This is a genomic window from Brevundimonas sp. KH_060, assembly GCF_057838275.1.
This window is the reverse complement of the sequence record NZ_CM174463.1, coordinates 3,446,541-3,459,747: the sequence shown is the minus strand read 5'-3', so window position 1 is coordinate 3,459,747 and position 13,207 is coordinate 3,446,541. Positions and strand designations below refer to the sequence as shown.

Here is a 13,207-nt window from a genome sequence, read left to right as displayed (position 1 = left end):
CTCGCGCCGAGGGGCCCTAAGTCGCAGAACCATGACCCAGACGTCCGCGACCGCCGCCCCGCTGATCTGCCCCTCCATCCTGGCCAGCGACTTCTCCAAACTGGGCGAGGAAATCCGCGCCCTGGAAACCGCCGGCGCCGACTGGATCCACGTCGACGTCATGGATGGCCACTTCGTGCCCAACCTGACCATCGGCCCGGACGTGGTGAAGGCCCTGCGTCCGCACACCGCCCTGCCGTTCGACGTGCACCTGATGGTCGCCCCGGTCGACAACTGGCTGGAGGCCTTCCGCGCGGCGGGCGCCAACGTCATGAGCGTCCACCCCGAAAGCGGCCCCCACGTCCACCGCACGCTCGGCCAGATCCGCCAGTTGGGCGCCAAGGCGGGCCTCGTCTTCAACCCGGCCACGCCGCTGAGCGTGCTGGATGAGGCCGTCGAACTGGTCGATCTGGTGCTGATCATGTCGGTCAATCCCGGCTTCGGCGGTCAGAAATTCATCGAGACCTCGCTGAGAAAGATCGAGCGCGCCCGCGCCATCCTCGACCGCGCCGGGTCCAAGGCGCACCTTCAGGTCGACGGCGGGGTGGTCGCCGCCAACGCCAGGGCCTGCGTCGCCGCCGGGGCCGACGCCCTGGTCGCCGGCTCCTTCGTCTTCAAGGGCGGGCCGGACGCCTACGCCGCCAACATCCAGGCCCTGAAGGCCGCCGCCGCGTGAGCCCCCTCGGCCCCTTCGCCCCGCGCGACAGCGACGTCCCCCTGGCCGAGGGGCACATCCCCGGCCTGAAGGGCGCGCCCATACGCACGCCCGTGCGCAGCGCCTCGGGCGCCCGGCCCGACCCCCGTCTGTGGGCCTCGGTCGCCAAGGGACTGGCCGCGCGCCAGCTGTGGATCGAACTCTACGGCCTGCCCGGCTACGGCCTGACCCTGGGCGGACCCACGGCCGAGGGCTTCGCCGTCAGCCCGCGCGATTTCCGCCCCCTGCCCGAAGAGGCCCCGCGCCCCCTGCTGTCGGGCAAGCTGACGCTGGCGGGTCTCAGCCTTGACGCCGACACCCCGCTGGCGTTGTGGAACAGTCCCACCCCCAGCCGCGCCTTCGCGGTCGAACTGCACAGTTTCAACTGGCTGCCCGCCATGATGGCCCAGGGCGATCGCGGCGCGCGCGAGGCCCTGGCCATGACCCTGGCCTGGCGCGAGGTGTTCAGCCGCTGGTCGCCCTTCTCCTGGGATCCCGACATTCTGGCGCGCCGCGTCTATCATCTGGCCTGCGCCGGGCGGCGGCTGGCGGGCGTGGCGACCGAGGTCGAACGCCTGCAACTGACCGACATCCTGGCCCATCAGGCGCGCCAGCTGCTGCGCCCGCCCGGCGGCGTCATGGGCCGCGCCGAGCGCCTGACCGCCGCCGCCGTCGCGGGCTGCGCCCTGAGCGGCAAGGCCGGCGCCGCCATCCGCAACAAGGCGCTGAAACGTCTGCCCGGCGCCCTGGCCGTCACGGTCGCGCCGGACGGCGCCCACGCCACGCGCGCGCCGGAAATGGGGCTGGAGCTGCTGCTCGACCTGCTGACGCTGGACGACGCCCTGGCCCAGCTGTCGGAGGTGACGCCCGAGCCGGTAGCCGAGGCCATCTCGCGTCTGACCCTGGCCCTGCGCGTCCAGACCCTGCCCGACCGGCGCCTGGCCGTGTTCCAGGGCGGCGGTCCTTCGACGCCCGAACGCATCGCCGCCGCCCGCGCCCATGACGACACGCCCGCCGCCCCGGCCAGCGGCGCCGTCGGCGGCGTCCTGCGCGTCTCCAGCCCGCTGCTGACCGTCATGGTCGATGTCGAGGCTCCGGCCCGCAACGCCTGGTCGGCCGCCGCCTGCGGCCAGCCCGCCGCGCTGGAGGTCGTCTGCGGCCGCGACCGCCTGTTCACCTCGGCCGGATGGACGCCGCGCGCCCTGGATCGCCAGGCCCTGCGCCTGACGCCGGGCGCCTCGACCCTGACGCTGGGCGAACAGCCGCTAGGCGAACCCCTGTCCGGCTGGAAGAGCGATCTTCTGGGCCCGCGCCTGGTCGGCCCCGCCCTGCACGTCACGCGCCAGCATCAGGACAGCGACGACGCCGTCTGGCTGGAAGTCGAGCACGACGGCTGGATGCCGGGCTACGGCCTGATGCATCAACGTCGCCTCTACATCGACCAGCGCCTGGACGAACTGCGCGCCGAAGAGCGGCTGCATCCGCCCGAAGGCCGCCCCGAAGCGACCCGCGCCATCGCCGCCCCCTACGCCCTGCGCTTCCAGCTCGAGCCCGGCGTCCAGGCGTCGCTGGCCCGCGACCGCCGCTCCATCCTGCTGCGCGGCCCGTCCGGGCGCGGCTGGTGGTTCCGCAGCGACGGCCCCGACGTGGCCATCGAGCCCGCCGTCCACATCGACGAGGGCCTGACCCGCCGCAGCCTGCAGATCGTGGTCCGCGGCTCGGCCCGCACCGACGCCGAGACCAAGGTCCGCTGGAAGCTGAGCCCGGCGGGCGCGAGCGGCGACCCGCACTGATGCTTCGCATGATCTGTCAGCGATGGATCTACAGGGTCGGCAATTCGACAGTCTGCGTGGACAACGCCTTCAGCTGGGTCGGTTGGGCGCAGGAACGCCTCAGGGTCAATGACGAGACGGTGCAGGACAGTCGCGGCATGTTCCGTACGCGCCAGTCCTACGCGGAACCGTGGCTGACCATGATCGGCGAGGGTGAGCTGTCGGTGCGCATGTCCGCCCGCCTCCTGAGCATCCAGTGCGAGCTTCTGCTGAACGGCGAGCCGCTGGAGCCCGAGGCCTATATGGCGACACGCTGGGCAGGCCCAAAGAACACCTGGCCCGCCGAAGAGGATTGGCGGCCTGCTCGGCGTGGAGACTTCATCGCCATGCCGAAGGCCGAGGCCGCCAAGGGCTGACGCCGCGCCCTGTTGGTGCTAGAGGCCCCGCCATCTCCCCGCCCCAGCCGTAAACGGACGCCGCCCATGCCCGCCGCTCCTGACTTTCCGCCCGCCCCGGACGCGATCAAACCCGTCCGCGCCCTGATCTCCCTGTCGGACAAGGCGGGGCTGGAAGAGGCCGCGCGCACCCTGGCGGGTCTGGGCGTCGAACTGGTCACGACCGGCGGCACCAAGGCGGCGATCGCGGGCTTCGGCCTGCCGGTCAAGGATGTGGCCGATCTGACCGGCTTCCCGGAAATGATGGACGGCCGGGTCAAGACCCTGCATCCCGTGGTGCACGGCGGCCTGCTGGGCGTGCGCAACGCCCCGGCCCACGCCGCCGCCATGACCGAGCACAATATCGGCGCCATCGATATCGTCTGGATCGACCTCTATCCCTTCGAGAAGACGGTGGAATCCGGCGGCGGTTTTGAAGCGGCCATCGAAAACATCGACATCGGCGGCCCGGCCATGATCCGTTCGGGCAGCAAGAACCACGGCCACGTCGCCGTCGCCGTCGACGCCGAGAGCATCGGCCTGATCGTCGAAGCGCTGAAGGCCGACGGCTCGACCTCGCTCAACCTGCGCAAGCAACTGGCCGCCCGCGCCTTCGCCCGCACCGCCGCCTATGACGCCGCCGTTTCCGGCTGGTTCGCGGGTCAGTTGGAAGACGCCGCCCCGGCCCGCAAGTCGATCGCCGGCTCGCTGGCGCAAACCCTGCGCTATGGCGAGAACCCGCACCAGACCGGCGCCTTCTACCGCACCGGCGAGAAGCGTCCGGGCGTGGCCTACGCCACCCAGGTCCAGGGCAAGGAGCTAGGCTACAACAACATCGCCGACGCCGACGCCGCCTATGAGCTGGTCGCCGAGTTCGAGGCTCCGGCCTGCGTCATCGTCAAGCACGCCAACCCCTGCGGCGTGGCCGTCGGCAAGGATTTGTCGGAAGCCTACGCCCGCGCGCTGGAATGCGACGCCGTGTCGGCCTTCGGCGGCGTCATCGCCGTCAACCGCCCGCTGAACGGCGAAGACGCGCGCGCCATCACGGGCATCTTCACCGAAGTCGTCATCGCGCCGGGCGCCGACGAAGAGGCCAAGGCTGTCTTCGCCGCCAAGAAGAACCTGCGCCTGCTGATCACCGACGGCTTGCCCGACCCGCACGGCGCGGGCGAGGTGTTCCGCTCGGTCGCCGGCGGCTTCCTGGTCCAGTCGCGCGACCGCTCGCTGATCAAGCCGTCCGACCTGAAGATCGTCACGCGCCGCCAGCCGACGCCGACCGAGATCCAGGACATGCTGTTCGCCTTCACCGTGGCCAAGCACGTCAAGTCCAACGCCATCGTCTACGCCAAGGACGGCCAGACGGCGGGCATCGGCGCCGGCCAGATGAACCGTCGCGACAGCGCCCGCATCGCCGCCATCCGCGCCAAGGAAGCGGGCGAGGCCAAGGGTCTTGCCCATTCGCTGGCCGAGGGTTCGGCCTGTGCGTCCGAAGCCTTCTTCCCCTTCGCCGACGGCCTGCTGGAAGCCGTCGCCGCCGGGGCCACGGCGGTGATCCAGCCGGGCGGTTCGATCCGCGACGAGGAAGTCATCGCCGCCGCCGACGAACGCGGCATCGCCATGGCCTTCACCGGCGTGCGCGTGTTCCGGCACTAGGCCGAAAGGGCGCTAACGCGGGCGACGCGGTCGCCCGCTGCTTGAGCGCAAGCAAAAGGGCGCTGCCGGTCGTCGGCAGCGCCCTTTTCTTTGGCCTAGACCCGGTCGGGCCTCAGTCCTCAATCACCTCGTGCGATCCGGCGCGGCCCAGGCGCCAGTAGCCGGCGACCTTCATCCATTTCTGGTTGAATGGCCGGGCGGCCAGCAGGGCCGCGCGCATCGACCGGGCGACCGAGGACTCGCAGGCGACCCAGACATAGGCGTCGGCCGGGTCGATCCGCTTCGCCGCCGCGACCGCCGCCGCCGTCAGGGCTTCAGGGCGGCCGCGCGGGCCGCCGTTGCGGTGCACCCAGACGACCTCAACGTTCGCCGGACTGGACAGGTCCAGCTCTCCGCCTACGTCGTTCACCTCGATGCAGACGATGGCGCGCGCGGTCGCTGGCAGTTCCTCCAGCCGCCGAGCGATGGCGGGGATGGCCGCCTCATCGCCGATCAGCAGGTGCTCGGCGAAACTGGTCGGAATCAGGAAAGAGCCCCGCGGGCCGCCCAGGCCCAGTTCGTCGCCCGGTCGCGCATCCTCAGCCCAGGCCGTGGCCGGACCGCCGTGACCGACGGCGAAGTCGATGGTCAGCCGCCGGTTCGCGGCGTCAAAGGCGCGCGGCGTATAGTCCCGCGCCACCGGCTTGGGCTCGGCATAGACCGGCCCGTCCGGTCCGAGCGTCGGCAGGACCAGACGCTCGCCGCGCGGCGCGGGGAATATCTTCACATGGTCGTCGAAGCCGGGACTGAAGAAGCCCTCCAGTTCGTCGCCCGTCAGGACGATCCGCTTCAGCACCGGCGTCAGTTGCTCCACCGCTTCGACACGGGCGCGGCGGAATTTCAGCTCGTGCCGCACGCGGCGCGGTTGTCTGAGGAGGGCGTCGGTCATGCCTGTCTCACCTTTTCGGCTGCGGCTTCGATCAGATCGGCGATGGCCTCGACCTGAGCCTCGCTGAGCGGCGGCTCCTGGGTCAGGCGCTCATGGGTCGCAGCGCGGAAGGCCTCGATGGCCTGGGCGATGCGCGCCGGGCGGTCGGCGCGGCCGCGCAGGGCCTTCATCTTGCGCTCGGCGTGAGCCAGGGCCTCGGCGTTCTCGACCAGCAGGCGGCGGCCCTCGTCGGTGATCGCGTAGCGTTTCTTGCCGCCCTCGGCGACGGCGCTGAGCGCGCCCATGTCTTCCAGCAGGGTCAGACTGGGGTAGATGACGCCGGGGCTGGGCGTATAGGCGCCGCCCATGCGCGCCTCGATGGCCTTGATCAGTTCATAGCCATGGGCGGGCTTGTCCGCGATCAGCGACAGCAGCACCCAGCGCAGGGCGCCGTGCTCGAACATGCGGCCGCCGCCGCGCCGGCCGTGGCCCTCGCCGCGCATCCGGCCCTCGCCCATGCGCCGTCCCTCCGGCCGCATCGACCGAAAGGGGCCGCCGTGGCCGCGCGCGAAGCCGTGGCCCATGTCGCTTCTGGCACCGCCGCTCATGCCGCAGCCGCGCTTTCCGATCCCCTTGGATCCTCTCATTTGCGTCTCTTCTTTCTCAATTCGATATATCTAACTCGCAAACAGATATATCGATATGCTGAAAGCGCAAGACCCCTTTCCTCGGCGATGGGACGGATTAAGCTGTGCCGATGGACACCGTCGCCGCCCGCTGGGCCCAGCTAGAGCCCCATGTTCACGTCGTCGGACCGGACGACGATCACCCGCGTCCGGCGGCGTTGCTGTTTCACGGCTGCGGCGGTCTGCGGGCCCATCTCCCGCGCTACGCCGAGGCGGCGAAGGCGGCGGGCTGGCGCGCCTTCATCATCGATTCCTATGCGCCGCGCGGCTGGGGCCGGGCCTTCACCCTGGCCGCCGTCTGCACCGGTCTGGCCTTTCGCGGCTATGAGCGCGCGGGCGACGTGCTGGCGGCCATCCACGGGATTTCGCAGCGGCCCGACGTGGACGCCTCGCAGCTGATGCTGGGCGGGTGGAGTCACGGCGGCTGGGCCATCATGGAGATGATGAGCGAGACGCCCGAGCCGGGCCGTATGGGGGTGACCGATCCCGCAACCGTCGATCTGTCGGGGGTGAAGGCCGTCTGGCTAGCCTATTCCTATATCGGCCCCTGGGCCTTCAACCGAATGAAGCCGTGGCGGCATTGCCCACGCGTCCTGGCGCTGACGGCCAAGCGCGACCACCTGACCACCGTCCGCAACGCCGAGCGGGTCAACGCCATGATCCGTGACTGCGGCTCAGAGGTCGAAAGCTGGGTCGCCGACGGCACGCACGCCTTTGACGAACCGACCAACAACGGCCCCATGCGCCATAACCCCGAACTGACCGAAGAAGCGCTGCGCCGGTTCGGCGCCTTCCTGAAAGACGCAGCGCCTCACGCCTGAAAATAGTCTGCTGAAAATAATCTCTGGACCGCGCCTTGACGTGCGAGCCATCACGTAACAATTGAAGTTACATGAAAAGGGACTCCCGCCTCTCCAACATCCTGCACGCCCTGCTGCACATGGCCGAGCATGAACAGCGCTGCGGCCGACCGATGACCTCGGACATGCTGGCGACCTGCCTGTCAACCAATCCGGTCGTGGTCCGGCGGACCATGGCGGGCCTGCGCGAACAGGGGCTGGTCATATCCGAGAAAGGCCACGGCGGCGGCTGGCGGCTGGCGCGCCCGCTGGAGGCCGTCACCCTGGGCCAGGTCCACGCCGCCCTGGGCGAGCCCGGCCTGCTGCCCGAAACGCCCCCGGTCGAGGCGGAGAGCTGCCTGATCGAGGCCGCCGTCAACGACGCCCTGTCCGACACCTACGCCGCCGCGCGCGCCCTGCTGGCCGCGCGGCTGAACTCCATCACCCTGGCCGATCTGGCGGCGGACTTCTCGCGCCGGCTGGCCACCGATCCCAAGCGAGACCTGCTCCATGCGCACCAGCGAAAATCCGATGCCCCATGACGCCGTCGTCATCGGCGGCTCCTACGCGGGCCTGTCCGCCGCCCTGCAGTTGGTGCGGGCGCGCCGCCGCGTCCTGGTCATCGACGACGGCCGCCCCCGGAACCGCTTCGCCGCCCGCGCGCACGGGGTGCTGAGCAACGACGGCCGTCCGGGGTCTGAGATCGCCGCCGCCGCCCGCACCCAGGTCGCGGCCTATCCCACCGCCGCCTTCCGCATGGCCGAGGCGGTGGACGCGACGCGCATCGACGGCGGCTTCTCGGTCGCCTTCGCCGACGGCAGCCGCACCATGGGCCGTCGTCTGATCCTGGCCCACGGGGTCGAGGACGTCCTGCCCGACCTGCCCGGCGTGAAGGAGCGTTGGGGCCGCACCGCCCTGCACTGCCCGTGGTGTCACGGCTACGAGGTCGGCGGCGGGCCGATCGGCGTCCTGGGGCGCGGCGACCATGCGGTCCAGTATGCGAGCGTCGTCGCCGAATGGGGCCAGGCCGTGCTGTTCATCGACCCGGCGCGCCTGAGCGAAGACGACGCGCGCGTGCTGGCGCGGCGCGGCGTGACCATCGAGCCGACGCCCGTCGAACGCCTGGGAGGCGAGGCGCCGACCCTGACCGGGGCGCGTCTGACGGACGGCCGCTTCATCCCGCTGAAGGCCGTCTTCGTCGGCGCCCATGTGCGGCAGTCCGGCGGCTTCGCCGAACGCCTGGGCTGCGAGATGACCGACACCCCCATGGGCCGCATCGTCAAGGTCGACGCTCAGCAACAGACCAGCCAGCCGGGCGTCTTCGCCGCCGGCGACCTGGCGCGGCCCGCAGGCAACATCACCCTGGCGACGACGGACGGCATGACCGCCGCCCACGCCGCCTTCCGCTCCCTGATCGAAGAGGAGACGGCCTGAAGATTTCAGCGCGGCTCGACCTTCACCTCGGCGCGGACCGAGTTGGCGATGTAGCAGACGTCATGGGCGCGGTGATGCAGGTCGGCGACAGCCGCCGCGTCCGGCTGCTTGTCCCCCGACCAGGTCACGGCAGGGCGCAGCACCACTTCGGTGATCGACATCTTGCCGCGCTCATCCTTGCCGAGGGTTCCCTCCGCCTCATCGCGATAGGAATCGACCACGAAGCCGTCCTTGCGGGCGAAGGCCAGGAAGAACAGCATGTGGCAGCTCGACAGGGCGGCGACCAGGGCCTCTTCCGGGTCCACCGCCGCCTCTTCGGACAGGGGCGGCGGGATCATGGGCGAGGGCGCGGACGAACCGCGCACCACCGCGCCGCCGTCGAAGCGCCAGTCATGGCCGCGTCCGTATTTGTTGTCACTGAAGGGCTGATCGCCCCGGTTCCATTCGACGACGGCGACGTGCTGGCTCATGACGGGCTCCGAAACAAGGGGTCGAAGCTTAAGCTAGGCGCCCGGTTCGGCTTTCGCCAGATCGCCTTGGGTCAGATCACCTGGGGCCAGATCGCCTTGGGTCAGCATCCGCATCTGCATCTCGGCGCGAATGGTGAAACCCAGCGCATGATAAAGGGCGATAGCCCCGGCGTTATCCGCATAGGAATGCAGGAAGGCCGTCTCACCGCGCGCCAGGATGCGCTCGATCACCGCCCGCATCAGCGCCCCGGCGTAGCCCCGCCCGCGCGCGTCGGGATGGGCGCAGACGCCAGAGACCTCGGTGAAGCCGTCCGGCTTCAACCGTTCGCCCGCCATGGCCAGCAGCCGCCCGTCCTGCTTGACCCCGAAGAAGTCGCCCAGCCGATGCGTCCGGTCGAAGAAGGGGCCCGGCTCGGTCAGGGTCGCCAGGGCCAGCATGGCCGGGGCGTCGGCCTCGGTCAGAGGTTCGATGACGATGTCGCGCGCCTTGGCCGGAGCCAGATCGACCAGCACCATCTGCGCCAGCACCGCCTCCTTCAGCACCGTCAGGCCGGGCGGGACGGAGGTGCGCTCCGCCTCAACCGTGGCCAGCATCCCCTCGGGCTGCTCCAGCGCCGAAATGGCCGCCAGACTTTCCGGCGACTGATCGACGCCGGCGACGAAAACGCCGTAGCCCGGCGCCAGCCGCAGCGCCCCGCCCGTCCCCACGGCCAGGGACGCCTGACGCGCGGACGTCAGGGCGTTCCAGATCGGACGGTCGAGCGGGTGCGCCATTCGGTTCAGCCCTGCCAGAAACCGACGATCTTCTTGACCTCGGCGATGGTCGGCTCGGCGATCTCGCGGGCCTTTTCGGCGCCCGCAGCCAGGGCGCGGTCGATCTCGGCCGGGTCGTTCATCAGGCGGCGCATCTCGGCCGTGACATCAGCCATGGACGACACCGCCAGTTCAGCCAGCTTGGGCTTGAAGGCGCCGAAGCCCTGGCCCGCGAACTCGGCCAGCACGGCCTCGCGCGTGGTGTCGGCCAGGGCGGCGTAGATGGCGACCAGGTTCTTGGCCTCGGCGCGGCCCTCCAGCCCCTCAACCGTTTCCGGCAGCGGCTCCATGTCGGTCTTGGCCTTGCGGATCTTGTTGGCGATGGCGTCGGCGTCGTCGGTCAGATTGATACGCGACAGGTCCGACGGATCGGACTTGGACATCTTGGCCGCGCCGTCGCGCAGGGACATGACCCGCGTCGCCGGACCCTGGATCAGCGGGTCAGGCAGGGGGAAGTAGCCCGGCGCGCCGAAGTCGTTGTTGAACTTCTGGGCGATGTCGCGGGTCAGCTCCAGATGCTGCTTCTGGTCCTCGCCGACCGGCACTTCGGTCGCCTTGTAGAGCAGGATGTCCGCCGCCTGCAGCACCGGATAGGTGTAGAGGCCGACGCTGGAGCGTTCCTTGTGCTTGCCCGACTTCTCCTTGAACTGGGTCATCCGGTCCAACCAGCCCAGGCGGCCGACGCAGTTGAAGATCCAGGCCAGCTCGGCGTGGGCGGGCACGGCCGACTGCGGGAAGATGACGGCCTTGGCGGGGTCGAGGCCCGAGGCCAGATAGGCCGCCGCGATCTCGCGCGTCTGGGCGGCCAGCTTCTCGGGCTCCTGCCAGACGGTGATGGCGTGCATGTCAGCGACGAAGACGAACAGCGGCGCGCCCGTCTCCTGCAGTTCGGTGAAGCGCTTCAGCGCGCCCAGGTAGTTGCCCAGGTGCAGGGCGCCGGAGGCCTGGATGCCGGACAGGATGCGGCGCGGACCGGTGTATTGGGCCGGAGTCTGGTCAGTCATGATGATGGATCTCGGAAATCGAAAGGCGAATGTCGGCGCGCGTCATCCCGCGCGAAAGGCAGGCGTGCGGAGGCACGAGGCGGCAGGTCAGCCGCGCCATCGTCCGTGAGCGAGTTTTCGTCCCGAAAGCGCCATGTCCTCGCGCTTATCGGTTCGGGGCGCGAAGGGCAACACTCCTGCGGCGGTTCGCACGTCGCCGCGATCATGGAACGGTGTTAGCTTCACTTTCCTTAGGTACGGAGGGAAGGACATGGATGAATTCGAAGTCGCCCCGCCCGAGAGCTTCGACTCTCGCCAGGCGCTGACGCGGATGCTGGCGCTGCTGCGTCATCTGATCAACATGATCGCCGAGTTCAGGGAGACGCTGATCCTGACCAGCGGCGGCGACCCCGCCGATCCGGTGCTGGACGAGGCCTTCCTGGCCGCCCGCAGCCTGGCGCTGGAAGACATCGACGCCTTGACCGCCCTCGTCGGCGATGCGGACTTCGCCGCCCCGCCCATGGTCGAGCATCGCCTTCAGGGCGAGGCGCTGCGCTTCAAGATGCTGGCGATCCTGGCGACCTATCGCCTGGTCGTCTCCGCCCAGCCCAGCCGGAATCCGGGGATGAGCCGGGGCTGGTCCCTCTATCGTCGCGCCCTGCGCGGGACGCTGGCGGCCATCGACGGGCCGCTGGAATCCCTGACGGCGGCCCTCGGCGCCAGGCAGGGCCTGGTGGAGTTCAAGAAGGCGCTGGAGGTTCTGCTGGACCTATGACCGGGCCGAGCGCCGGACCAGTCCCTTAACCTCGGCGACCGTCACGGCGCGCGTCAGGAAGGCCAGGACGACATAGGCCAGACCGCCCGCCGCCACGACCAGCAGCAAGGTGATCTCCTTGGCGCCGTGGGTCGAACCCAGCATGGTCAGCAGGTCCGCGACCGGCGCCTGCAGCATGGGCCGCGCCCATGAGGCGGCGCCGACCACCGCCGCCAGGCCCGCGCTGGCCAGGGCGATGCGCCCCAGACGCCAAACCGCGCGCGGACTGGGCCGGTAATGGCCGCGCCGCCACAGGGTCGCCGCCAGCAGGATGACATTGGTCCAGGCCGAGGCGCTAACCGCCGCCGCAATGCCCGACACCCCCATGCCGAGATAGAACAGCCCGATCGCCAGCGCCGCGTTCACCGCCACCGAAACAAGGGCGAAGACCATGGGCCGTCGCGTATCGCCGCGCGCGAAGAAGGCCGGGGCCAGGATGCGGATCAGGACGAAGGCGGGCACGCCCCAGCCGAAGTGCAGCAGGGCGTGGGCCGTGTTGACGGCGTCCACCTGAAGGAAGGCGCCGCGCGTGAACAGGGCGTCGATGAGGAAGTAGGGCATGGCCATCAGGGCCGCCGCTGCCGGCAGGGTCAGCGCCATCGACAGGATCAGCGCCTCATCCATCGAGGCCTGCTGCTGCCCCTTGTCCTCGGACGCCACCGCCGACGACAGCTTGGGCAGCAGGGCGATGCCGATGGCCACCCCGACCAGGCCCAGCGGCAACTGATACAGCCGGTCCGCCGTCGCCAGCCAGGTGCGCCCGCCGTCGACGAAGCTGGACAGGTTACCGGAGATGAAGACGTTGATCTGGGTCGCGCTGTTGCCGATGGCGGCGGGAACGGCGGTGATGATGATGGCCTTCACCGCCGGGGTCATCTTCGGCAGGCTGAGGCGGATGTTCGCCCCGGCCCGGCGCGCCGCCCACCAGCACAGACCCGCCTGCGCCACGCCCGCGACCAGCACGGCCCAGGAGGCGGCGTAGGCGGCCTCGATCTGATCGCCCTTCACCGGCCAGACGGCAGCCAGCATGATGACGTTCAACAGGATCGGATAGGCGCCCGAGACGATGAAGCGCCCGCGCGCGTTCAGCACGCCGCTGAGCAGGGCGGCGATCGCCATACAGGGCAGGTAGGGCATGGTGATCTGAGTCAGGATCACCGCCAGTTTGAAGCGCGCCGGATCGTCCAGGAAGCCGATGTTGATGACGGTCATCAGCCACGGCATGGCCAGCTGGGCGACGATGGTCAGGGCCACGGTGACGGCGGCCACGGCGGCCAGGGCGTCGGTCGCCACCTTGTCGGCCGCCGCCTCGCCTTCGCTCTTCAGCGTCTTGGCGTAGGCGGGCACGAAGGCGGCGGCGAAGGCGCCCTCGGCGAAGATGCGCCGGAACAGATTGGGGAAGTTCAGCGCCGTATAATAGGCGTCGGCCGCCGGTCCCGCCGAGGCGCCCAGCGCCGCCGTGATGACCAGATCGCGCGCAAACCCGGCCAGACGGCTGAGCAGGGTCATGGCGCTGAAAATGGCCGAGGACCGCGCCACGCCGCCCGATTTCGCCTTGCCCGTCGCGACGGAGGCGGGGGGCTGGACCACCGGCTCGACCGTGGCGTTTGCCGCAGAAATCGGCGCGGCCGGTTCGATGGGATCGGTCTTGTCGTTCACGGCTGTTCCT

14 protein-coding genes are annotated in these 13,207 nt (G+C 70.1%); 8 read left to right on the top strand and 6 right to left on the bottom strand.

Features of this window, described 5'->3' with window-relative positions:
* Positions 1-31 precede the first annotated feature (31 nt).
* From rpe to purH, 4 genes are all read left to right on the top strand, one after another.
* Positions 32-715, top strand: coding sequence for a ribulose-phosphate 3-epimerase (gene rpe, locus AC3IPP_RS17125; protein ID WP_489149813.1), 684 nt, complete (start codon positions 32-34; stop codon positions 713-715).
* Positions 712-2,526 carry a heparinase II/III family protein gene (locus AC3IPP_RS17120; RefSeq protein WP_489149812.1) on the top strand — a complete coding sequence of 605 codons (1,815 nt, stop codon included), beginning with the start codon at positions 712-714 and terminating at the stop codon, positions 2,524-2,526. Before rpe ends, AC3IPP_RS17120 begins: the two co-directional genes overlap by 4 nt.
* Positions 2,527-2,582: 56 nt before the next feature.
* Entirely contained in the window at positions 2,583-2,921 is a 339-nt protein-coding gene (locus AC3IPP_RS17115; RefSeq protein ID WP_489149811.1) for a hypothetical protein, read from the top strand.
* A gap of 66 nt (positions 2,922-2,987) precedes the next feature.
* On the top strand, positions 2,988-4,592 hold the full coding sequence (gene purH / locus AC3IPP_RS17110) for a bifunctional phosphoribosylaminoimidazolecarboxamide formyltransferase/IMP cyclohydrolase (protein ID WP_489149810.1): 1,605 nt from the start codon (positions 2,988-2,990) through the stop codon (positions 4,590-4,592).
* A gap of 112 nt (positions 4,593-4,704) precedes the next feature.
* Here the strand turns inward: purH and AC3IPP_RS17105 are convergent, their stop codons facing one another.
* Together AC3IPP_RS17105 and AC3IPP_RS17100 are read right to left on the bottom strand one after the other, a co-directional pair.
* Entirely contained in the window at positions 4,705-5,520 is an 816-nt protein-coding gene (locus AC3IPP_RS17105) for a siderophore-interacting protein (protein ID WP_489149809.1), read from the bottom strand.
* The gene (locus AC3IPP_RS17100; protein ID WP_489149808.1) at positions 5,517-6,146 is read right to left on the bottom strand and encodes a PadR family transcriptional regulator; all 630 of its coding nucleotides are present in this window, start codon (positions 6,144-6,146) and stop codon (positions 5,517-5,519) included. Before AC3IPP_RS17100 ends, AC3IPP_RS17105 begins: the two co-directional genes overlap by 4 nt.
* Positions 6,147-6,256: 110 nt before the next feature.
* Between AC3IPP_RS17100 and AC3IPP_RS17095 the strand changes: the two genes are divergently transcribed.
* The 3 genes from AC3IPP_RS17095 (at position 6,257) to AC3IPP_RS17085 (ending at position 8,458) form a co-directional block, all read left to right on the top strand.
* Positions 6,257-7,006 carry a dienelactone hydrolase family protein gene (locus AC3IPP_RS17095; protein ID WP_087141832.1) on the top strand — a complete coding sequence of 250 codons (750 nt, stop codon included), beginning with the start codon at positions 6,257-6,259 and terminating at the stop codon, positions 7,004-7,006.
* Positions 7,007-7,077: 71 nt separating this feature from the next.
* Positions 7,078-7,566, top strand: a complete 489-nt coding sequence (locus AC3IPP_RS17090) for an Rrf2 family transcriptional regulator (protein ID WP_489149807.1) — start codon at positions 7,078-7,080, stop codon at positions 7,564-7,566.
* Positions 7,535-8,458: an NAD(P)/FAD-dependent oxidoreductase gene (locus AC3IPP_RS17085; protein ID WP_489149806.1), complete on the top strand. Its 924-nt coding sequence runs from the start codon at positions 7,535-7,537 to the stop codon at positions 8,456-8,458. Before AC3IPP_RS17090 ends, AC3IPP_RS17085 begins: the two co-directional genes overlap by 32 nt.
* A 5-nt stretch (positions 8,459-8,463) precedes the next feature.
* Here AC3IPP_RS17085 and AC3IPP_RS17080 read toward each other — a convergent pair whose 3' ends face one another.
* The 3 genes from AC3IPP_RS17080 to trpS are packed head-to-tail and all read right to left on the bottom strand — an operon-like array spanning position 8,464 to position 10,745.
* Positions 8,464-8,928 carry an OsmC family protein gene (locus AC3IPP_RS17080; RefSeq protein WP_489149805.1) on the bottom strand — a complete coding sequence of 155 codons (465 nt, stop codon included), beginning with the start codon at positions 8,926-8,928 and terminating at the stop codon, positions 8,464-8,466.
* A gap of 33 nt (positions 8,929-8,961) precedes the next feature.
* The gene (locus tag AC3IPP_RS17075) at positions 8,962-9,702 is read right to left on the bottom strand and encodes a GNAT family N-acetyltransferase (protein WP_489149804.1); all 741 of its coding nucleotides are present in this window, start codon (positions 9,700-9,702) and stop codon (positions 8,962-8,964) included.
* A gap of 5 nt (positions 9,703-9,707) precedes the next feature.
* Positions 9,708-10,745 (bottom strand): tryptophan--tRNA ligase, encoded by a 1,038-nt coding sequence (gene trpS / locus AC3IPP_RS17070; RefSeq protein ID WP_087141837.1) that lies wholly within the window; start codon positions 10,743-10,745, stop codon positions 9,708-9,710.
* 250 nt (positions 10,746-10,995) lie between these two features.
* On the opposite strand from trpS, the gene AC3IPP_RS17065 reads away from it, so the two are divergent.
* Positions 10,996-11,499, top strand: a complete 504-nt coding sequence (locus AC3IPP_RS17065; RefSeq protein ID WP_489149803.1) for a hypothetical protein — start codon at positions 10,996-10,998, stop codon at positions 11,497-11,499.
* Here the strand turns inward: AC3IPP_RS17065 and murJ are convergent.
* Positions 11,494-13,197 (bottom strand): murein biosynthesis integral membrane protein MurJ, encoded by a 1,704-nt coding sequence (murJ, locus tag AC3IPP_RS17060; RefSeq protein ID WP_489149802.1) that lies wholly within the window; start codon positions 13,195-13,197, stop codon positions 11,494-11,496. The two genes, AC3IPP_RS17065 and murJ, sit on opposite strands and share 6 nt — an antisense overlap.
* Between the last annotated feature and the right edge of the window lie 10 nt (positions 13,198-13,207).